Here is a 20,950-nt window from a genome sequence, read left to right as displayed (position 1 = left end):
ACAGAGAAAGCAGGCCATCCCCGCTGACATCACTGCGCTAAACGGCTGACGAGAAACAATAATTACCGCCAATAATCAGCCTGTTACCCGCGCGTCCGCGCCTTTTTATCTGGACAACGCCAGTGCGTAGGATATAGTGAAGCCTGCGTAATGTTTGTAAGGACAGCCAATGAAAACCACCAACGCACAGCGCAAAATCAACATCATTAAAAATATTGAATATCTGATGCGTACCCGCGGTGAAACCAAGGCTTCCTTTTCCAATCGCAGTGGCCTGACACGCACGACTCTCTACAAAATTCTTGACGGAAGAGTGAACAACGTTCAGCAATCCACCGTGAATCGGATCTCCGATTTCTTCGGTGTCTCCTGTGAAGAGATCGAAGACTACGATCTGGAAAAGCTGGAGCTGCTCAACGAGACGCTGTCCACCGAGGGCAACAAGAACCCTTCCGCCATTCCGGTGATCCCGCAGTCGCGCTATCTGGCCGTCTCGCAACGCAAGATCGGGCAACTGGTCACCGAGTTTCCTCTGACTTATTTCTTCGGCGATGAGTCGAACATGTTGGCAATGAAAATAGAGACCGAAATTAAAGGGTCATTTATTCCCGGCGAGATCATCATCATAAAACGTCCGCCGGTACTGATTTGCGATTCGCCTTTGCTGTATCACTCGGGAAAAAGCGGCTTCTTTGTGGTTGACGACAAAGACAGCGAAAGCATGGACAAACGCCCTCAGGACACCGTGCAATTCCTGGGTTACATCGTTGGAGAAAGGTTATAAATGGAACCGAATCAGAAGTTCAAGCTGTTGGGCTTCACCCGGCATGGCACCATCGCGGCCAATGTCATGGTATTGGCCACCGGCAAAACCATTACCATGGGGCTGAATGAGCTGGCCGACAGCGAAATATCGGAAGATCTGAGCCGGCACGAGCTGCAGGCGCTGTACCGCAAACTCTATGGCGACAACCAACAAAAAACCGCCTACGAGCTCAGCGATCGCCACGAACGCTCCTGGTACGCCTACCTGATTATTACCGTGGCGCTCAGCGTGATTTACATTTTCTCAACGCTGTGCGGCGTCAAGCCGATCCAAATCCCGGTGCTGAATCTCATCACGCCGCCGGCGATCTTCATCTACCCGCTCACGTTCATTCTGGTGGACATTCTCAACGAATTCTACGGGTTGCGGCTGGCCAGGCGCACCATCATCATCTCGTTTATCGCCAACCTGACCTTTGTCCTGGGGGTCTGGGTGACGACGCTGGTGCCGAGCATTCCGCAGTGGGAGTACAGCGAGACCTACAACGGCATCGTACACAGCATCATGGCGGTGCTGGTGGCCTCGTCGGCGGCCTATCTGATCTCCGAGAACGTCAACTCCTACCTGCTATGCAAAATCAAAGAGTTGACCAACTCCCGCTACCTGTTTGTGCGCGTGATCACCAGTACCGTAGTGGCTTCGGCCATCGACAGCGTGGTGTTCTGTACGCTGGCGTTCTACAACGTGCTGAGCTGGGACATCATCAAAACCATGATCCTGTCGCAGTTCCTGATCAAGGTGGTTTACGCCCTGCTGGGCGTCGGGCCGATCTACGCCACCCGCAGTCTGTTTAACCGCTACATCAATACCGAACAAGCAAAGGGCAATGAATATGCATATCCAAAAGCAAGATAAGATCACCCATCTTGGCGCCAACTCCGATTATCCGGATCAATATGCTCCCGCATTGCTCGAAGCCTTGCCGCGCGCGCGCGGCCGCGATCTGATCGGCGTGGACGAGCGGCAGCTGCCGTTCAGCGGCTTTGATCTGTGGACCGCCTTCGAGCTGTCCTGGCTCAACGCCAAGGGTAAGCCGGTGGTAGGCATCGGCGAATTTACCTTCCCGCACTCCTCGTCGAACCTGATCGAATCCAAGTCGTTCAAGCTGTATCTCAACAGCTTCAACCAAACGCGCTTCGACAGCGTGGAACAGGTGAGCGCCGCCATGCAGCAAGATCTGTCGCAGGCGGCCAACGGCCAGGTCACCGTCAAGCTCTATCCGGGGCTGGAAGGTTACCCGGCGCAGATCGATCGCCTGCCGGGCATCAATATCGACGATCTGGATATCGCGGTCGACGACTTCGCCTTCAAACCGGAATACCTGAGCGGCGCGGCCGAGAGAGGGGAACCGGTGTCGGAGACGCTGTCTTCCAATCTGCTGAAATCCAACTGCCTGGTCACCAACCAGCCGGATTGGGGCAGCGTGGTGATCCGCTATGAAGGCCGCAAAATCGATCGCGAAAGCCTGCTGCGCTACCTGATCTCCTTCCGCCAGCACAACGAATTCCACGAGCAGTGCGTCGAGCGCATTTTCAACGACATCAAGCAGAGCTGCCGCCCGGAAAAACTCAGCGTGTTCGCGCGCTACACCCGCCGCGGCGGCCTGGACATCAACCCCTTCCGCAGCGATTTCGAAACGGCGCCGGCGCTCGGGCGCCTGATCAGACAGTAAGCGTTATCCCCCAATGCTCCCGCCGGGGAGCATTGTTTCCCTCGCATTCATCTCCCTGTTATTTTTCGCCATTATCGTCGTCAGCGGCTATCTTCAAAGCACACTGACGGAGATTAACGACGCATGCCTGACCTTTCACGCAGAGACATCCTGCGGGCTGCCGCCATCGGATCGGCTTTCTCGCTGTTGCCCGCCTCGATTCGCAAAGCGCTGGCCATTCCCGCCAATAACCGCACCGGCACCCTGCGCGACGTCGAACACGTGGTGATCCTGATGCAGGAGAATCGCTCTTTCGACCACTACTTCGGCACCCTGCCTGGCGTGCGCGGCTTCAGCGATCGCTTCACCATTCCACTGCCCGGCGATCGCCACGTCTGGCAGCAGCAGGGCGCCGAGCGGCTGGTGCTGCCCTACCACCTGGACAGCAAACGCGGCAACGCCCAGCGCGTCACCGGCACGCCGCACTCGTGGGTGGATGAGCAAGCCGCCTGGGATCACGGCCGCATGAGCGCCTGGCCCACCTACAAAACGCCGGCCTCGATGGGCTACTACCGCCAGCAGGAGCTGCCGTTCCAGTTCGCGCTGGCCAACGCCTTTACCCTGTGCGACGCCTATCACTGCTCCATTCACGCCGGTACCAACACCAACCGGCTGTTCCACTGGACCGGCACCAACGGCCCGTCCGCCGCCGACGTGGCGGTGGTGGTCAACGAGTGGGACAGCCCCGGCCCGGCGGAGATTGGCTACCAGTGGACAACTTATCCGGAACGGCTGGAGGCAAGCGGCGTCAGCTGGAAGGTGTATCAATTCCTGCCGGACAACTTTACCGACAACCCGCTGGCGGGTTTTCGCCAATACCGCGCCGCCAGCATTCAGGTGGGCAATCCGGCGCGGCCGCCGAAAGACTTCAACGCCTTCGTGCCCTACAGCGATGCGCTCAACGAGGCCGCGCCGCTGTACAAGGGCAACGGCAACACCCTGCCGGCCGCCGACGGCAACGATCTGGACGCCATGCTGGCCGGATTTCGCGCCGACGTGCAGCAGGGCAAACTGCCGCAGGTCAGCTGGATCATCGCGCCGGCGGCCTATTCGGAACACCCCGATCCCTCCAGCCCGGTGCAGGGCGGCTGGTTCACCCAAGAGATCCTCAACGCGCTGACCGACAACCCGGAGGTGTGGAGTAAAACCGTCCTGCTGGTCAACTACGACGAAAACGACGGCTTTTTTGACCATATGCCTTCACCTTCCGCACCCTCGCTGCGCGAAGACGGCAGCTTCGCCGGTAAATCGACCGTGCCGTTCGACACCGAGATCTTCCAGCACGTGGCGCCGCCCGGTTCGCAGGATCAACCGCCGCCGGACGGCCGCATCTACGGCCCCGGCCCACGGGTGCCGATGCTGGTGCTGTCGCCCTGGAGCCGCGGCGGCTGGGTCAATTCGCAGGTCTTCGATCACACCTCGGTGCTGCAATTTTTGGAAAAGCGCTTTCAGGTGCATGAACCCAACATCAGCGCCTGGCGCCGCGCGGTGTGCGGCGATCTCACCTCGGCGTTCAACTTTGTCGATCCTAACGGCGAAGCGCTGCCGAGCCTGCCCGCCACCAGCCGCCACGCCGCCGACGGCCTGCGCCTGCGCCAAGAACAGCTGCCGCAGGTGCCGCTGCCATCCCCCGCCCACCAGCGTTTGCCCCATCAACGCCGCCTGGCACGCCCTTCCCGCGCGTTGCCGTACCAGCTGCACGTCGAAGCCACCGTCGCGGCCGAGCAGCGCCGCGTGACGCTGAACCTGTTCAATACCGGCGAGCAGGGAGCGGTGTTTCACGTCTACGATCGGCGGGATCTGACGCAGATCCCGCGCCGTTTTACCGTCGAGGCGGGTAAGGCGGTCAGCGACGACTGGCTGGCGGAGAGTGAGTACCATCTGTGGTTGCTCGGCCCCAACGGCTTTCATCGCGAGCTGCGCGGCGCCCTGAGCCGGCCGCAGCCGGAGGTGCGTTTGCGCCCGACGGGCCGCAGCCTGCTGCTGCAGCTGAACAATCCGGGCACCGAAGCGATAGCGGTTACCCTCGAACGCTGCCCCTACACGCAGCAAGGGCCGTGGCCTATCACGCTGCCGGCGGGCGGCAGCCACCAGCAAGCGTTTGACACCCGTGCCAGCGGCGGTTGGTATGACCTTACGCTGCAAGGCGCCGACGGCTGGCTGCGCCGCCTGGCGGGGCGGCTGGAGGATGGCGAACACAGCGTCAGCGACCCGCTGATGGGCCAGGGGTAATCGATCGGCATCAAGGGAGTTCAAAAAGCGAAAGGATATCGCTTATCATTGCGTTCTCGTTCCCAGCCGATTACCCAAGGATCTTCATGCCCGCTGTTCTTATCGCCAAAGCCGGCCGCTGGTTGGCCGCCTGCGTTTTGCTGTTGGCCGGCGCCGCTCAAGCCGCGCCTATCGTCGTCACCGATGTCGCCGGCCGTCAGGTCACCCTGCCGCAACCGGCCAAACGCGTTATTCTGGCCGATGCCCGCGCGCTACTGGCGCTGAATATTCTGCACCCGCAGCAGCCGCTGAAAAACATCATCGCCTGGGACAACTCGCTGAAGGTCAAAGCACCGGATCTGGTTGAGGCCTATGCGAAAAAATTTCCGCAGGTCATGCAAATCCCTACCTTCGACAACCCTTACACCAGTGATTTCAGCGTGGAAAGCGCGGTGGTGCGCCAACCGGACCTGATCATTTTCGACATCGGTCTGCTGAGCAAATTGAAAGACAGCGGCGTACTGACCCAGCTGGAAAAAGTCGGCATCCCGGTGCTGATCATCGATTTTCGCCAGCAGCCGCTGACCAACACCGTCGCCAGCATGGCGCTGTTGGGTAAAGTGTTTGACGAGCAGCCCAACGCCGACGCCTTTATTCGCCTCTATCAGCAGCGCCTCGAGCTGGTGCGCCAGCGCGTCGCCACGCTGAAACCGGAGCAGCGCCCCAGCGTCTTCATCGAGCGCAGCGCCGGCATCAAAGGCGATCAGTGCTGCAACACCTTCGGCAAAGGCAGCTTCGGGCAGTTCATCGATACCGCCGGCGGCAACAATATCGGCAGCAAGCTGTTTTCAGACATGGGCGGTGAAGTGAACGTCGAGCAGGTGATCAGCAGCAACCCGGATTTCTATCTGCTGACCGGCGCCGACTGGAGCCGCGGGCATCGCGGCACGCTGGCGGTGCCGCTGGGTTACGCTACCGATATGGCCACCAGCCAAAAGAAACTGGCGCATCTGCTGGATCGCACCGGCATTAACGTGCTGAAAGCGGTGAAAGAAAAACGCGTGATGGCGATTTACCATCAATTTTACGACACGCCGCTCAACTTTATCGCCGTTGAGGCGATCGCCAAATTCCTGCACCCGGCGCTGTTTAAAGATATTGATCCGCAAGCGGATATCGAAATGGTGCATCAGAAATTCACCGCGCTGGATTACAGCGGCGTCTTCTGGCTTACGCCGCAATAACCCCCGCCAGGGCCCGCCAGCCGGGCCCTGTTTCCCGCATTCATTATTTAGTTACCCACTTAACTATCCCGTAACAATTCTATTTACTTGCCAATAATTATCATTAAGATTGTCTTTTCTAAAAAAACACATCCGGGTCTGAAACTCTTAAGGCATTATTATGTCACCTCTTTTTCGGCTTTCCCTGCTGTCGGCTGCCATCGCCGTCGCGTTCCCTGTCCTTGCTACTGATAATTCATCTCAGAACGATACCGACACTGTGACCGTCGTCGGCAACTGGCTGGACAACCCTGATACCAGTTCGGTGCTGCTCAACCATCCGGGCGCGCGTTCCATCGTCACCCAGCAGCAGATGCACGAACAGGGCGACCAAACCATCGCCGACAGCCTGCGCGGCGTACCCGGCGTGCAGGTGCGCGACAGCAACGGCACCGGCGGCAGCGACATCTCGCTCAACGTCGGCGTGCGCGGCCTGACTTCGCGTCTTTCTCCGCGCTCCACCATTTTGATGGACGGCGTCCCGCTGGCGGTCGCGCCTTACGGCCAGCCGCAGCTGTCGATGGCCCCGCTGTCTATCGGTAATCTGCAATCGGTGGACGTGGTGCGCGGCGGCGGCGCGGTGCGCTACGGGCCGCAGAACGTCGGCGGCGTGATCAACTTCGTTACCCGAGACATTCCCAAAACGTTTGGCGGCACCGCCAGCGTACAAACCCAGGGTGCCAGCCACGGCGGCCTGAAGACCCTGACCAGCGCCTCCGTGGGCGGCACCGCAGACAACGGCTTCGGCGCCGAGCTGCTCTACTCCGGCCTGCACGGTCAGGGCTACCGCGACAACAACGACAACACCGACATCGACGATTTCATGCTGAAAACGCGTTATGCGTTCAGCGATCGCGACGAGCTGCTGGCCAATTTCCACTACTACGACGCCAAAGCCGGCATGCCGGGCGGGCTGAGTGCCGCGCAATACGCGCAAAACCCGTTCCAATCCACGCGGCCGTGGGACCAGTTCGAAGGCCGCCGCAAGGATATGTCGTTCAAGTACAAACATCAGGAAGACGACAAACAGTTCGAAGTGTTGACCTACTTCACCGACAGTTATCGCGGCAGCAACATCGAATCGGAAGGTACCGGCAAAAACGCGGGCCAGCGGCGCATGGTCTCCTATCCGCGTCACTATTCAACCTGGGCTATCGAACCAAGCTATTCGCAGGTCTTCCGCTTCTGGGATATGGCGCACGAAATCACCCTCGGTTACCGTTACCTGAATGAAACCATGGATGAAAAGGCGTCGCGTTCGGCCTGGTATAACCCGGCGGATATCGGCTCGACGCCGGAGACCCCGGACTATTACCAGCACACCTCCGGCGGCACCGCGGCCAACGCGTTCTATATCGACGACACCATCAACGTCGGCAACTGGACGGTCACGCCGGGCCTGCGTTATGAAAGCATCCGCACCCACGTGGACGATGCCTTCAACAACATCAGCCGCGAGAAAAGCTACAGCGAACCGCTGCCGTCCTTGAACGTGATGTACCACCTGTCCGACGCCTGGAAGCTGTTCGCCAACGCCAACACCTCGTTCGGCAGCATGCAGTATTTCCAGCTGACCAAAGGCGGCAACGGCAACCAACCTGCGCCGGGGCTGACGGCGGAGAAAGCGCATACCTATGAATTCGGCACCCGCTACGACGACACCGTGGTCAAAGCCGAAGCCACGCTGTTCTACATCGACTTCGATAACCAGCTGCAATACATCAGCAACGACGTGGGCTGGACCAATATGGGCGCCACCAAGCACAAAGGTATCGAGCTGGCGCTCAGCTACGATCTCAGCGAGCTGAACCGGGCGCTCGACGGCGCCAGCGTCTATACCAGCTATACCTACACCAAGGCCAGCACCGATAAGGGCGACTTCGCCGGTAAAGACCTGCCGTTCTACTCGCGCCAGGTCTATACCGTCGGCACGCGCTACGCCACCGGCAGCTGGGTATGGAATCTGGACGGCTACGCGCAGTCCAAACAGCATTCGCCGGGCACCGGGCCGGAGTACGTCACGCAGGAAAGCGCCGATGGTCAGTTCGGCGATATCGCCGGCTACATGGTGTGGAATGTGCGCGGGGAATATAACTTCGGGCCGCAGCTGTCGAACCTGACGCTGGGCGCCGGGGTGAAAAACCTGTTCGATCAGCGTTACTTCACCCGCTCCAACGACAATAACTTCGGCAAGTACGTCGGCGAACCGCGCACCTTCTTCGTGCAGGGGTCGATCGCCTTCTGATACCGAGGCCCCGCCGGGGCCTCGGTATCACCGACAGTAAAGGCGAAACAGGCGCGCCAGGTGCGCGCCCATCGGCGTCAAAGTGGTGTCCTTGCGTTGGATAAGATAAAACGTCGCTTTCGGCAGACTCTCTTCCAGCTCGAGCGGCACCAAATGCTTGCCCAGAATCGGATCCGAAATCACGTCCACCGACAGAATGCTAACAAAATCGCTCTGCGCCACCAGGCTGGTACAAGCCATAAAGGTCTCGCAGGTCACGCTGATCGACGGCGCCATGCCCAAGTCCCCGAACAGATCGTGCAATAACCGGTAATAACTGCCTTTCGGTGTCGGCATGGTCCAGTCGCAGTGCTGCAGCTGTTTCAGCGAGGTCGCCCCCTCCATCGGATGCCCTTTGCGCACCACCACCCGATACTCTTTTTCCATCAGCCGTTCGTACTGCAACTCGTTGTCGAGGCTGCTGGGATAGTAGGTATTGACGGTAAAATCCAGCTCGCCCTGGCGCAGTTCAGGGATCATCGACACCAGCTGCCCCTCGACGATGCGCACCTTCACGTTGGGATACTCACGATGAAACTGCGTGACCACCTGCGGCATCACGGTGCGCGCAATGCTGCCACCAACGCCGATATTCACCGTGCCGCCCGCCAACCCCAGCCGCTGCTGGATATCTTCCTGCGCCACCCGCAGCTCTTCAAGGATCAGGCTGGCATGCTGGAAAAAGTTATCGCCGCAGTCGGTCAAGACCACACCCTGGCTACGGCGAATAAACAGCTTGGCGCCCAGCACCTCTTCCAGCTCCTGAATGGCCTTGGTCAGTGCAGGCTGGGAAAGGCGTGAGGTGCGGCTGGCGGCGCGGATGCTGCCCTGGCGGCTAACGTCCACAAATGCACGCAATTGGTGCAATTTTATCGAGGCTGGCATAGGCGAAAGGCGATAACCGTTATTTATCAATAGCAAGATATTGGCATCTTATTTAGCCAGATTCCATTGTGTACATTCGGAAAAAACATAATAAATAACCAAATTCTTATTTCGCTTAATTAAGCGCATTTTCTGCGCCAATAAGCGCCATTCACGGCAGTTAGTAACCAAATACACCTTTTTCTTTGCAATAGCTTCACCGTCTGATTTCAGTTCAGAGCATAACTGCTGCCTGGAGCGATCCAGCGCGCGATAACTTATGAGATATCACTATGACTAATTCGCTTTCGATGTTGGTGGCCGATTTGTACCCGCAATTACAGGCCTGGCGCCGCGACTTCCATCGCTATGCCGAGTCCGGCTGGTTTGAGTTCCGTACCGCTACCCTGGTGGCGGAAGAACTCGATCGGCTGGGTTATCGCCTGCAGCTGGGCCGCGAGGTCATCAAGGCAGAGTCTCGCATGGGGCTGCCTTCGTCCGATGAGCTGGAAGCGCAGGAACAGCGCGCCCGCAATCAGGGGGCGTTGGAAAAATGGTTGCCGCACTTTTCCGGCGGCTTCGCCGGCATCGTCGCAACGCTCGATACCGGCCGCCCCGGCCCAACCATCGCCTACCGCGTGGATATGGACGCCCTCGATCTCAACGAATTGCTGGAACCCGAACACCTGCCGTTCCGTGAAGGCTTCGCCTCTTGCAACAGCGGCATGATGCATGCATGCGGTCATGACGGCCATACCACCATCGGCCTGGGGCTGGCGCACGTCTTCAAAAGCCTGGAGCTCCAGCTTAGCGGCACCGTCAAACTGATCTTCCAGCCGGCGGAAGAAGGCACCCGCGGCGCAAAATCGATGGTGGAGGCCGGCGTGGTGGACGACGTCGATTTCTTCACCGCGGTGCATATCGGCACCGGTGTGCCGGCCGGTGAGCTGGTGTGCGGCAGCGACAGCTTTATGGCCACCAGCAAGCTGGACGTCACCTTCCGCGGCGTCGCCTCCCACGCCGGCGCCAGGCCGGAAGACGGTCGCAACGCTCTGCTGGCAGCGGCCCAGGCTGCGCTGGGGCTTTACGCCATCCCGCGCCACAGCAAAGGCAGCTCGCGCATCAATGTCGGCGTGCTGCAGGCCGGCACCGGCCGCAACGTGATCGCCGATCGGGCGTTTATGAAGGTGGAAACGCGCGGCGCCACCAATGAGATCAACGCGTTCGTCTATCAGCAGGCGCTGAACGCCATCGAAGGCGCAGCCAAGATGCACGGCGTCGCCTGCGACATCGCGCTGATGGGCGCTGCGCAGAGCAGCAAACCGACCCAACCGTGGGTGGATTACATCCGCCGCCTGGCACAGCAGGTAACCGAGCTGACCTCGGTGGTCGATCGCCGCGAACAGGCTGCGGGTTCAGAAGACGCCACCTACATGATGGAGCGGGTGAAATCCCGCGGCGGCCAGGCCTCATACGTCATTTTCGGCACCGAGCTGAGCGCCGGGCACCATAACGAAAAATTCGACTTCAACGAGCAGGTGATGGCGGTGGCGGTGAAAACGCTGGCATCGCTGGCGCTGAACCTGCCGACATTCGGGAGCGAAGCATGAGCAACTCAGCACTGCAGGCATTTATCGACGACTACATTGACCAACGCCGGCCCCGCTTCAGCGCGCTGAGCGACGCGATTTGGGACCACCCGGAAACGCGCTTCAACGAGACCTATTCCGCCACGTTGCTGGCCGATGCGCTGGAGCAGGAAGGTTTCTCGGTCGAACGCGGCGTGGGCGACATCGAGACGGCGTTTATCGCCAGCTACGGCAGCGGCCACCCGGTCATCGCGCTGCTGGGCGAGTACGACGCGCTGGCCGGGCTGAGCCAGCAGGCGGGCCGCGCCACGCCGCAGCCACTGGTGGAAAACGGCAACGGCCATGGCTGTGGCCACAACCTGCTGGGCACCGCGGCGCTGGGGGGCGCCTTCGCAGCCAAGGCGTGGATGCAGCAAAACCGGCTGACCGGCACCCTGCGCTTCTACGGTTGCCCGGGCGAAGAAGGCGGCTCCGGCAAAACCTTTATGGTGCGCGAAGGCCTGTTCGACGACGTCGACGCCGCCCTCACCTGGCACCCGGAAGGCTTCAGCGGCATGTTCAATACCAGTACGCTGGCCAACATTCAGGCGGCGTTTCACTTCAAGGGCGTCGCCGCCCATGCCGCCAACTCGCCGCACCTGGGGCGCAGCGCGCTGGACGCGGTGACGCTGATGAATACCGGCGCCAACTTCCTGCGCGAACATATCGTGCAAGAAGCGCGGCTGCACTACGCGGTCACCAACACCGGCGGCAGCTCCCCCAACGTGGTGCAGGCCGACGCCGAGGTGTTGTACCTGATCCGCGCGCCGCAGCTCGACCAGGCGCAGGACATTTACCAACGGGTGATTAACATCGCCAAGGGCGCAGCACTGATGACTGACACCCAGATGGAAGTGCGCTTCGACAAGGCCTGCTCCAACTATGTGCCGAACCGCAGCCTGGAACACGCGATGTATCAAAACCTGTGTGATTTCGGTCTGCCCGAATACAGCGACGCCGAACGCCGCTTCGCCGAGGAAATCCGCCAGACGCTGAGCCGCGACGATCTGCGCAACGCCAAACTCAACATTGCCCGCACCGGCGGCGCAGCCGGGCGCGAGTGGGTGCAGTTGCTGGGAGAAAAGGTGCTGATGGACGAGGTCGCTCCTTATGTGGAATCCGACGACCTGCTGTACGGTTCTACCGACGTTGGCGACGTAAGCTGGGTGGCGCCGACTGCCCAATGCTTTAGCCCCTGTTTCGCACTCGGCACCCCTCTGCACACCTGGCAACTGGTGGCGCAGGGCCGCACCGCTATCGCCCATAAGGGCATGTGCCTGGCCGGCAAGGTGATGGCGGCGACCGCCATCGATCTGCTGAGCGACAGCGCTCTGCTGGCGCGCTGCCGCAGCGAGTTTGAACGCCGGCGCGCCGAACAGCCGTACCGCTGCCCAATCCCGCAGGGGGTGAAACCCTCCCCATTGAAATAGCATGAACAGACAGGCCCGGAGAACCGGGCCACTAAGCATAATTATAAATAAATCAAATAATAACAATCACACAACAGAGCAAACACAGAGGGTAAAATCATGAGTGAGGCCACAACGCCAATCAATAAAAGCCCCGGACGCGTTTTTTACTGGGTGGAACGCATCGGCAATAAGATCCCCAATCCGTTTTTACTGTTCGTCTATTTGATCCTGGTGCTTATGCTGGCCACCGCGCTGTTTTCCTGGCTCGACGTGGCGGTGAAAAATCCGGCCACCGGCGAGCTCATCAAGGTCAATAACCTGATGAGCGTGGCGGGCATGCAGTGGATATTTCCCAACATCATCCATAACTTCAGCAGCTTTGCGCCGCTGGGGGCTATTTTGGCGCTGGTGATAGGCGCCGGCCTGGCGGAAAAGGTCGGCCTGCTGCAGGCGCTGATGTATAAAATGGCCTCGCGCGTCAGCGCCCGCTACGCCAGTTATATGGTGCTGTTTATCGCCTTCTTCAGCCATATCTCGTCGGACGCCGCGCTGGTGGTGATGCCGCCCCTTGGCGCGCTGATGTTTGTGGCGGTGGGCCGCCACCCGATAGCCGGACTGCTGGCGGCGATCGCCGGCGTCGCCTCCGGCTTTACCGCCAACCTGTTGATCGTCACCACCGACGTATTGCTTTCCGGCATCAGCACCGAAGCCACCAAAGCGGTGGATGGCGCGGTTCACGTTAGCGTAATCGACAACTGGTACTTTATGGCCACCTCCGTGATCGTGCTGACCATCGCCGGCGCGCTGCTCACCGACAAGTTTATCGAGCCCCGGCTGCCGAAGTGGCAAGGCGGCGCCGAAGACAAAATCACAGCGCTGACCCCACTGCAAAACCGGGGGCTGATGATGAGCGGGATCGCCGCGCTGGTGTTTATCGCCATCATCGCCGCTCTGGTGGTGCCGGAGGCCGCGCCGCTGCGTGACCCGAACACCGGTTCGGTGATCCCTTCCCCGTTCATCAAGGGCATTGTGCCGATCATCATCCTGTTCTTCTTCACCGTCGCCATTACCTATGGCGTAGTCACCAAACAGATCCGGCGGCCGGATGACATTCCCCACCACTTGCTCGATCCGATGAAAAGCATGGCGGGTTTTATCGTGATGGTGTTTCCGCTGTCGCAGTTCGTGGCGTTCTTTAACTGGAGCAACATGGGCAAGTTTATGGCCGTCGGCCTGACCGATATGCTGGAAGCCGCCGGCATGAGTGGCGCGCCGGCATTTCTCGGCCTGATGTTCCTCTCCGCCTTCCTGTGCATGTTCATCGCCAGCGGCTCGGCGATCTGGTCAATTTTGGCGCCGATCTTCGTGCCGATGTTTATGCTGCTCGGTTTCCACCCGGCGTTCGCCCAGATGATCTTTCGCATCGCCGACTCTGCGGTGCTGCCGCTGGCGCCGATGTCGCCGTTCCTGCCGCTGTTCCTCGGCTTCCTGCAGCGCTACCGCAAAGACGCGCAGCTCGGCACTTATTACGTGCTGATCCTGCCCTATCCTGTGGTGTTCTTCAGCGTGTGGATTTTGCTGCTGCTGGTTTGGTATGCGCTTGGGTTGCCAATCGGCCCGGGCGTGTATCCGAAACTGGGCTAAACCGCCCCGCTACCTCGCCCCCGAGCCGGCTCGCGGGGCGGGTTCTCTTCCCCCCGCCCCCCGAAAAAAAATTGATCTTCCTCACCCTCTCAACGCCCCAGCGCATTATTTCATTGCCTTGCTAAACCGGTTCTTCTATTTTAGCACCCCATCTGACAAGGACAAAAACAGGGATTAAGCATGATGAATCGCGTATGGGTACTGGGCGACGCCGTGATCGACCTGGTGCCGGAAAATGCCAACGGTTATCTCAAATGCCCCGGCGGCGCGCCGGCTAACGTGGCGGTGGGTATCGCCCGGCTCGGTGGCAACAGCGCTTTTATCGGGCGAGTGGGGCAAGACAGCTTCGGCGCCTTTTTGCAGCGGGTGCTGAGCGATGAAGGGGTGGATATCGGCCATATGCGGCCGGATCCCGAACACCACACCTCCACGGTCGTGGTGGATCTCGATCTGCAGGGTGAGCGCTCATTCACGTTTATGGTGCAGCCCAGCGCCGATCTGTTTTTGCAGCCCGACGATCTGCCGGCTTTCCAACGGGGCGAATGGCTGCACCTCTGCTCCATCGCGCTCTCGCAGGAGCCCAGCCGCAGCGCGGCCTTTACCGCAATGGAACGCATTCGGGCGGCCGGCGGCCGGGTCAGTTTCGATCCCAACATCCGCGAAGAGGTCTGGCGCCAGCCGGAAGCGCTGCGCCCCTGCCTGCAAAAGGCGCTGCTGCTGGCGGACGTGGTGAAACTATCGCGCGAAGAGCTGGCTTTCATCAGCCATCTTGACGATCTGGAGAACGCCATTCGCTGGATGATGCAAACCTATCCGCTGCGCCTGCTGCTGGTGACGCTGGGCGGCGACGGCGTCTGCGTACACGATGGGCAGCGTCTGCGCCATTTCCACGCGCCATCGATCGTGCCGGTCGATACCACCGGCGCCGGCGACGCCTTCGTCGCCGGGCTGTTAGCGGCGCTGGCGCGCCTTCACGAATTGCCGCAGGAAGCGCAATGGCCGGCGGTTATCGCCCAGGCCCAGGCCTGCGGCGCGCTGGCCACCACCGCCAAAGGCGCCATGACCGCCCTGCCCCGCGCCGACGAGCTGGCCGCTTTCCTGCGTTGATCCACAGCATTCACGGCGATCCGCAGGTTCGCCGTGCTCTTTTACCCACGATTTGCGCGCTCGATCACAATAGCTGAATCGGGTTAGCTAACTGAGTTGCCAGCTCGCTTCGCTCTCGTTATCTTTCGCCATGAAAAACCGGTTTAGCAATTTAGCAAACAATAATAACAACCCTTACCCGGATGATAGACGATGATGAAAAAACTCAGCTATTTGGCGATAACAACAGGGCTTTTCCTCTCCGCTTCCAGCGCAGCGGCCTCGGGCAGCGGCAGCATCGAGGCGCGTCTCAACGCGCTGGAACAACGTCTGGCGCAGGCGGAACGGCGCGCCGCACAGGCTGAAACCCGCGCGACGGCGGCGGAACGTCGGGCGCAACAGCTGGAACAACGCACCGCCAACACCGAACGGCAAGCCGCGCAGATTGCGCAGCAGGCCGCCACGCCGGAAACGCCGGTTGCCCCGGCCAGCGCGCTGCAGCTGAGCGGATTCAATGACCTGAAACTGTACGGCGACGTGGAGTTCAATCTGGACGGCGCCAGCCGCAGCGGCCAACTGACGTCGCTGAAAGGCAGCGACCACAAGGACTGGAAGCCCGGCAACAAAGAACGTTGGGATATCAACGGCCGCATTCTGGTCGGGCTGGACGGCTACCGCCGCAATCCGGACGGCAACTTCTCCGGCTTCAGCGTGCAGCCGCTGGCGGACATGACCGGCAAAATGAACCTGGACGACGCCGCCTTCTTCTTCGGCAATGAAAAGAACTGGCAAACCAAAATCGGCCGCTTTGAAGCCTACGACATGTTCCCGCTGAATCAGGACACCTTCATTCAATACTCCGGCAATACCGCCAACGATCTGTACGCCGACGGCTTCGGCTATATCTACATGATGAAAGAGGGCCGCGGCCGCAGCAGCAGCGGCGGCAACCTGATGCTGAGCAAATACGCCGGTGATGTCTATTTCGAGCTGAACACGCTGGTGGAGGACGGCACTTCGCTGTTCCAGGACAACAGCTACCACGGCAACGCCCTGGACAATAAGAAAAACGTCGCCTATTTACGGCCGGTGATCGCTTGGAAAAAAGACGCCTTCAGCATCGCGGCGGCGATGGAAAGCAACGTGGTGAATAACGCCTACGGCTATCGGGACAGCCAGGGCCGTTTCGTCGATCAGTCCAAGCGCAACGGCTACGGCATGACGATGAGCTGGAACAACAGCGCCGCCGATCCGGACAACGGCGTGGTGGCCAACCTGAGCACCGCCTATCTGGATGCCTCAGGCGAGCAAGACTTCACCGCCGGCGTCAACGTGCTGTGGCGGCGCTTCGAACTGGGTTATATCTATGCCCATAACAATATCAAAGAGTTCAATACCGCCGGGATCGCCGCCGATATCCACAACCCGCTCAGCGAACCGGGCAACTACGACATCCACACCGTTCACGCGTCGTATCAGATACCTGACATTATGAATATGAAGAATTTCAATCTGTATTTAGGCGCCTATGTGTCGCTGCTGGAGGCCAACGCCGACAACAAGATCGCCAACGGCGACAACGGCCAGCGTTACGGCATGCGCGCCAGATTCAAGTATTTCTTCTGACATCGATTCACGGCGCTGCGCCGCAAACGGCGCGGCGGCATTTTTATTTAGCAAGGGGACAACATGGACATTACCGCAACCGCCAACGCGCTGTTGCCGCTGCTTGGCGGTAAAGAGAATATCGCCAGCGCCGCCCACTGCGCCACGCGCCTGCGTCTGGTGCTGGTGGACGACAGCAAAGTGGACAAAGAGGCCATCGGCAAACTGGACGGCGTCAAAGGCTGCTTCAGCAACGCCGGTCAAATCCAGGTGATCTTCGGCACCGGGCTGGTGAACAAGGTGCATGCGGAATTCATCAAGGCGGCGGGCGTCAGCGAATCCAGCAAGGCCGAAGCCGCCGATATCGCGGCGAAAAAGCTCAACCCGCTGCAGCGCATCGCCCGCCTGCTGTCGAACATCTTCGTGCCGATCATTCCGGCGATCGTCGCTTCCGGCCTGCTGATGGGGCTGCTCGGCATGGTGAAAACCTACGGCTGGGCCGATGCCAACAGCGCGCTGTTCATCATGCTGGATATGTTCAGCTCAGCGGCGTTCATTATCCTGCCGATTCTGATCGGCTTCACCGCCGCACGCGAATTCGGCGGCAACCCCTATCTGGGCGCCACGCTCGGCGGCATTTTGACGCATCCGGCGCTGACCAACGCCTGGGGCGTCGCCGAGGGTTTCCACACCATGAACTTCTTCGGTCTGGAGATCGCCATGATCGGCTATCAGGGCACCGTGTTCCCGGTGCTGCTGACGGTGTGGTTCATGAGCGTGCTGGAAAAGCGGCTGCGCAAGGTGATCCCCAACGCGCTCGATCTGATCCTGACGCCGTTCCTGACGGTGGTCATCTCGGGCTTTGTCGCCCTGCTGTTTATCGGCCCCGCCGGCCGCGCGCTGGGCGACGGCATCTCCTTCGTGCTCAGCACGCTGATTGCCCATGCGGGCTGGTTCGCCGGGCTGCTGTTCGGCGGCCTCTATTCCGCTATCGTCATCACCGGCATTCACCACAGTTTCCATGCGGTAGAGGCCGGGCTGCTCGGCAACCCCAATATCGGCGTCAACTTCCTGCTGCCGATCTGGTCGATGGCCAACATCGCGCAGGGCGGCGCTTGCCTGGCGGTGTATTTCAAAACCCGCGACGCCAAAATCAAAGCCATCGCGGTGCCGTCGGCCTTTTCCGCCATGCTCGGCATCACCGAAGCGGCGCTGTTCGGCATCAACCTGCGCTTCGTGAAACCGTTCCTGGCGGCGCTGGCGGGCGGCGCGCTCGGCGGCGCCTGGGTGGTGGCCAACCACGTCGGCATGAACGCGGTCGGGCTGACGGCGATCCCCGGCATGGCGATCGTGCAGGCCAGTTCGCTGGTCAGCTATATCCTCGGCCTGGCGATCGCTTTTGGCAGCGCCTTCGTGCTCTCCCTGCTGCTGAAATATAAAACGGACGCGCAATGATGGAAGAACTCAGCTTAATCAAACAGGCGCTGCGGGCGGTAATGAACGGCCAGCCACGCGCGCTGCGCGATCCGCACCGCCCGGCCTGGCATCTGGCGCCCAGCGTTGGCTTGCTGAACGATCCTAACGGCTTTATCCAGCACAACGGCGTTTATCACCTGTTCTATCAGTGGAACCCGCTGGGCTGCGATCATCGCAACAAGTGCTGGGGACACTGGCAATCGACCGATTTATTGCGTTGGGAACATCAGCCGGGCGCCTGTTACGACAGCCACGGCTGTTACTCCGGCTCGGCGGTGGTGGCGGAAGACAAAATCACGCTGATCTACACCGGCAACGTGAAATTCCCCGACGGAAAGCGCACCGCTTACCAATGCCTGGCTCAGGAAAGCGATCGGGGCGAATACCGCAAACTCGGGCCGGTGCTGCCGCTGCCGGAGGGCTACAGCGGCCACGTACGCGATCCGAAAGTGTGGCGTCATCAGGATGCCTGGTACATGGTGCTCGGCGCGCGTGACTTGCAGGATCGCGGCAAGGTGCTGCTGCTGCGTTCCTGCGATCTGCGCGACTGGCAAGCGCTGGGGGAGATCGCCGGTTCCGGCCTGAACGACCTGGGTGAATTCGGCTACATGTGGGAGTGCCCGGATCTGTTCTCGCTGGACGGCGACGACGTGTTGATCTGCTGCCCGCAGGGGCTGGCGCCGCAGCCGGAACGCTATCTCAACCGTTATCAGGCCGGCTATCTGCTCGGTAAGCTGGATTACCGGCAGGCGGCCTTCAGCCACGGCGAATTTCGCGAGCTGGACGCCGGCTTCGAGTTCTACGCGCCCCAGACGACGCAGGCGGAAGATGGCCGCCGCCTGCTGTTCGGCTGGATGGGCGTGCCCGAGCAAGATGAAGAAGCCCACCCGACGCGCCGTTACGGCTGGATCCATACCATGACCTGCCCGCGCGAGCTGTCGCTGCAGCATGGCCGCCTCTACCAGCGCCCGGCGCGCGAGCTGCAACAGCTGCGCGGCGAGCGGGCTGGCTGGCAAGGCCACGCCGATGACGCCCCCGCCTATGCGCTGGGCGCCGCGGAGCTGCAGCTGACGCCGCAGGGCGCGTTCAGCGCCGACTTTGGCGACGCCATGACGCTGAGCTGGGACGGCGAACGGCTGCAGCTGACGCGTGCTTCCCTGGCCGACGGTAGGCCGGAGCACCGTTACTGGCGCGGCCCGGTCACGCATCTGCAGCTGCTGTTCGATCGTTCCAGCGTGGAGATTTTCATCAACCACGGCGAGGCGGTGATGAGCGCGCGCTACTTCCCGGCAGCTGAACCGCAATTGCGGCTGAACGGGAGCGCGCCGCTGGCGTTGGAATACTGGCCGCTGACGCCATGCATGCTAGAATGACGCATCCTCCGATGACTTCAGACGGCGTCAGTGAAAAAAAATAAACGCATTACCATCAGTGACATCGCCACGCTGGCCGGGGTGTCGAAATCGACCGCCAGCCTGGTGCTGAACGGCCGCAGCAAGGAATACCGGGTGTCCGACGACACCCGCGATCGCATTCTGGCGCTGGCGCACGAACACCATTATCAGCCCAGCATCCACGCCCGCTCTTTGCGCTCCAACCGCAGCCACACGCTGGGGCTGGTGGTGCCGGAGATGACCAACTACGGCTTTGCGGTGATCTCGCGCGAGCTGGAAACGCTGTGCCGCGAGGCCGGTCTGCAGCTGTTGATCGCCTGTACCGATGAAAACCCGGCGCAGGAGATGATGGCGGTGAACAGTCTGGTGCAGCGGCAGGTCGACGGCCTGATCGTCGCTTCCAGCCAGTTGAACGACGCGGAATACCAGAAGATCAACGCCGGGCTGCCGGTGGTGCAGATGGATCGCCTGATCGCCGGTTCCGAACTGCCGCTGGTGATCACCGACTCGGTTAATGCGACCGCCGACCTGGTGGAGAAGGTCGCGCGCCAGCATCCGGATGAGATCTATTTTCTCGGCGGACAGCCGCGCATTTCACCGACTCGCGATCGGCTGGCCGGCTTCCAGCTTGGCCTGGAGCGCGCCGGCGTATCGTGCAAACCGGAATGGATCATCAACGGCAGCTATCACCCCAGCTCGGGTTACGAGATGTTCGCTCAGCTGTGCGCGCAGCTGGGGCGTCCGCCCAAAGCGCTGTTTACCGCCGCCTGCGGCCTGTTGGAAGGGGTATTGCGTTATCTGACTCAGCATCAGTTGATGGAGAGCGACATCCACCTGTGCAGCTTCGACGATCACTACCTGTTCGATTGCATGACGCTGAAAATAGACACGGTGGCGCAGGACTGCCGGGCGCTGGCGCAACATAGCTTCAGCCAGGTCACCGCGCTCATCGACGAGCGGCCGCTGGAACAGAACGCGCTTTATCTGCCGGGCCGTATCCACTGGCGCCATGCCGGTTCGCGGGCGTTGTTGGCCGGGGAGTGATATTTCTGAATCAATAAAAAAGGGCGCCTGAGCGCCCTTTATCATCGTTTTGCTGCCGCTACTTGGCGGCGCCTTCCATGCCCACCAGCCCCACTTTCAGGTAGCCGGCTTTACGCAGGGTGTCCATCACGCTCATCAGCGTTTCATAGTCCACGCTCTTGTCCGCCTGGAAGAAGATGGTGGTTTCTTTGTTGGCCTGAGTGCGTTGATCCAGCACCGAAGTCAGCTGATCGGCATTCACCGGCTGATCGCCAACGTAGAGCTGCTTGTCGGCCTTCACCGACAGGAACACCGGTTTTTCCGGCCGCGGCTGCGGTTTGGCGGAAGAAGCCGGCAGATCGACGCGGATATCTACCGTTGCCAGCGGCGCGGCCACCATAAAGATGATCAACAGCACCAACATGACGTCGATAAACGGCGTCACGTTGATTTCATGCAGTTCGCCGCTGTCGTCCAGATCTTCATTTAAGCGCATCGCCATT

General features: G+C 60.5%; 16 protein-coding genes. 14 read left to right on the top strand and 2 right to left on the bottom strand.

The window, feature by feature from the left end; translation table 11 throughout:
* Positions 1-169: 169 nt before the first annotated feature.
* From ACJ8PI_RS17890 to ACJ8PI_RS17865, 6 genes are all read left to right on the top strand, one after another.
* Entirely contained in the window at positions 170-784 is a 615-nt protein-coding gene (locus ACJ8PI_RS17890) for a helix-turn-helix domain-containing protein (RefSeq protein ID WP_033636033.1), read from the top strand.
* Positions 785-1,681 carry a queuosine precursor transporter gene (locus ACJ8PI_RS17885; RefSeq protein ID WP_004937338.1) on the top strand — a complete coding sequence of 299 codons (897 nt, stop codon included), beginning with the start codon at positions 785-787 and terminating at the stop codon, positions 1,679-1,681.
* Complete coding sequence (gene queF / locus ACJ8PI_RS17880; RefSeq protein ID WP_033649092.1) at positions 1,659-2,498, top strand: NADPH-dependent 7-cyano-7-deazaguanine reductase QueF; 840 nt, start codon at positions 1,659-1,661, stop codon at positions 2,496-2,498. Before ACJ8PI_RS17885 ends, queF begins: the two co-directional genes overlap by 23 nt.
* Before the next feature lie 123 nt (positions 2,499-2,621).
* A complete protein-coding gene (locus ACJ8PI_RS17875; RefSeq protein ID WP_060453172.1) occupies positions 2,622-4,769 on the top strand; it encodes a phosphocholine-specific phospholipase C in 2,148 nt (715 codons plus the stop codon).
* Positions 4,770-4,855: 86 nt separating this feature from the next.
* Positions 4,856-5,992 (top strand): ABC transporter substrate-binding protein, encoded by a 1,137-nt coding sequence (locus ACJ8PI_RS17870; RefSeq protein WP_033636036.1) that lies wholly within the window; start codon positions 4,856-4,858, stop codon positions 5,990-5,992.
* A 160-nt stretch (positions 5,993-6,152) separates the two neighbouring features.
* Positions 6,153-8,276: a TonB-dependent receptor family protein gene (locus ACJ8PI_RS17865; protein WP_197772320.1), complete on the top strand. Its 2,124-nt coding sequence runs from the start codon at positions 6,153-6,155 to the stop codon at positions 8,274-8,276.
* 27 nt (positions 8,277-8,303) lie between these two features.
* On the opposite strand, the gene ACJ8PI_RS17860 is transcribed toward ACJ8PI_RS17865, so the two are convergent.
* The gene (locus ACJ8PI_RS17860) at positions 8,304-9,200 is read right to left on the bottom strand and encodes a LysR family transcriptional regulator (RefSeq protein ID WP_025304273.1); all 897 of its coding nucleotides are present in this window, start codon (positions 9,198-9,200) and stop codon (positions 8,304-8,306) included.
* A gap of 272 nt (positions 9,201-9,472) precedes the next feature.
* Here ACJ8PI_RS17860 and ACJ8PI_RS17855 point away from each other — a divergent pair, with 272 nt between their 5' ends.
* The 8 genes from ACJ8PI_RS17855 to ACJ8PI_RS17820 all read left to right on the top strand — a co-directional run bounded on the left by ACJ8PI_RS17855 (position 9,473) and on the right by ACJ8PI_RS17820 (position 20,468).
* Positions 9,473-10,789 (top strand): M20 family metallo-hydrolase, encoded by a 1,317-nt coding sequence (locus ACJ8PI_RS17855; RefSeq protein ID WP_164134653.1) that lies wholly within the window; start codon positions 9,473-9,475, stop codon positions 10,787-10,789.
* Positions 10,786-12,237: a M20 family metallopeptidase gene (locus tag ACJ8PI_RS17850; protein WP_060439216.1), complete on the top strand. Its 1,452-nt coding sequence runs from the start codon at positions 10,786-10,788 to the stop codon at positions 12,235-12,237. Before ACJ8PI_RS17855 ends, ACJ8PI_RS17850 begins: the two co-directional genes overlap by 4 nt.
* Positions 12,238-12,336: 99 nt before the next feature.
* Entirely contained in the window at positions 12,337-13,863 is a 1,527-nt protein-coding gene (abgT, locus tag ACJ8PI_RS17845) for a p-aminobenzoyl-glutamate transporter (RefSeq protein WP_164134654.1), read from the top strand.
* Between the two features lie 180 nt (positions 13,864-14,043).
* A complete protein-coding gene (locus ACJ8PI_RS17840) occupies positions 14,044-14,970 on the top strand; it encodes an aminoimidazole riboside kinase (protein WP_041036709.1) in 927 nt (308 codons plus the stop codon).
* 195 nt (positions 14,971-15,165) lie between these two features.
* Entirely contained in the window at positions 15,166-16,575 is a 1,410-nt protein-coding gene (locus ACJ8PI_RS17835) for a carbohydrate porin (RefSeq protein ID WP_164134689.1), read from the top strand.
* Between the two features lie 63 nt (positions 16,576-16,638).
* Positions 16,639-18,009 (top strand): sucrose-specific PTS transporter subunit IIBC, encoded by a 1,371-nt coding sequence (locus ACJ8PI_RS17830; RefSeq protein WP_033654840.1) that lies wholly within the window; start codon positions 16,639-16,641, stop codon positions 18,007-18,009.
* Positions 18,009-19,403 carry a sucrose-6-phosphate hydrolase gene (locus ACJ8PI_RS17825; protein WP_442528142.1) on the top strand — a complete coding sequence of 465 codons (1,395 nt, stop codon included), beginning with the start codon at positions 18,009-18,011 and terminating at the stop codon, positions 19,401-19,403. Before ACJ8PI_RS17830 ends, ACJ8PI_RS17825 begins: the two co-directional genes overlap by 1 nt.
* A 30-nt stretch (positions 19,404-19,433) precedes the next feature.
* Positions 19,434-20,468 carry a LacI family DNA-binding transcriptional regulator gene (locus ACJ8PI_RS17820; protein WP_060438203.1) on the top strand — a complete coding sequence of 345 codons (1,035 nt, stop codon included), beginning with the start codon at positions 19,434-19,436 and terminating at the stop codon, positions 20,466-20,468.
* A 58-nt stretch (positions 20,469-20,526) separates the two neighbouring features.
* Here the strand turns inward: ACJ8PI_RS17820 and exbD are convergent, their stop codons facing one another.
* Positions 20,527-20,949, bottom strand: coding sequence for a TonB system transport protein ExbD (gene exbD, locus ACJ8PI_RS17815; protein WP_004937307.1), 423 nt, complete (start codon positions 20,947-20,949; stop codon positions 20,527-20,529).
* Between the last annotated feature and the right edge of the window lies 1 nt (position 20,950).

The organism is Serratia sp. CY82433, assembly GCF_052166535.1.
GTDB lineage: Bacteria > Pseudomonadota > Gammaproteobacteria > Enterobacterales > Enterobacteriaceae > Serratia > Serratia sarumanii.
This window is presented reverse-complemented; position numbering and strand designations above follow the sequence as displayed.

What these genes read in the sequence shown, in the direction of transcription:
- ACJ8PI_RS17890 (WP_033636033.1), top strand. Translation starts at nt 170, where the DNA reads ATGAAAACCACCAACGCACAGCGCAAAATCAACATCATTAAAAATATT.
- ACJ8PI_RS17885 (WP_004937338.1), top strand. Translation starts at nt 785, where the DNA reads ATGGAACCGAATCAGAAGTTCAAGCTGTTGGGCTTCACCCGGCATGGC.
- queF (WP_033649092.1), top strand. Translation starts at nt 1,659, where the DNA reads ATGCATATCCAAAAGCAAGATAAGATCACCCATCTTGGCGCCAACTCC.
- ACJ8PI_RS17875 (WP_060453172.1), top strand. Translation starts at nt 2,622, where the DNA reads ATGCCTGACCTTTCACGCAGAGACATCCTGCGGGCTGCCGCCATCGGA.
- ACJ8PI_RS17870 (WP_033636036.1), top strand. Translation starts at nt 4,856, where the DNA reads ATGCCCGCTGTTCTTATCGCCAAAGCCGGCCGCTGGTTGGCCGCCTGC.
- ACJ8PI_RS17865 (WP_197772320.1), top strand. Translation starts at nt 6,153, where the DNA reads ATGTCACCTCTTTTTCGGCTTTCCCTGCTGTCGGCTGCCATCGCCGTC.
- ACJ8PI_RS17860 (WP_025304273.1), bottom strand. Translation starts at nt 9,200, where the DNA reads ATGCCAGCCTCGATAAAATTGCACCAATTGCGTGCATTTGTGGACGTT.
- ACJ8PI_RS17855 (WP_164134653.1), top strand. Translation starts at nt 9,473, where the DNA reads ATGACTAATTCGCTTTCGATGTTGGTGGCCGATTTGTACCCGCAATTA.
- ACJ8PI_RS17850 (WP_060439216.1), top strand. Translation starts at nt 10,786, where the DNA reads ATGAGCAACTCAGCACTGCAGGCATTTATCGACGACTACATTGACCAA.
- abgT (WP_164134654.1), top strand. Translation starts at nt 12,337, where the DNA reads ATGAGTGAGGCCACAACGCCAATCAATAAAAGCCCCGGACGCGTTTTT.
- ACJ8PI_RS17840 (WP_041036709.1), top strand. Translation starts at nt 14,044, where the DNA reads ATGATGAATCGCGTATGGGTACTGGGCGACGCCGTGATCGACCTGGTG.
- ACJ8PI_RS17835 (WP_164134689.1), top strand. Translation starts at nt 15,166, where the DNA reads ATGAAAAAACTCAGCTATTTGGCGATAACAACAGGGCTTTTCCTCTCC.
- ACJ8PI_RS17830 (WP_033654840.1), top strand. Translation starts at nt 16,639, where the DNA reads ATGGACATTACCGCAACCGCCAACGCGCTGTTGCCGCTGCTTGGCGGT.
- ACJ8PI_RS17825 (WP_442528142.1), top strand. Translation starts at nt 18,009, where the DNA reads ATGGAAGAACTCAGCTTAATCAAACAGGCGCTGCGGGCGGTAATGAAC.
- exbD (WP_004937307.1), bottom strand. Translation starts at nt 20,949, where the DNA reads ATGGCGATGCGCTTAAATGAAGATCTGGACGACAGCGGCGAACTGCAT.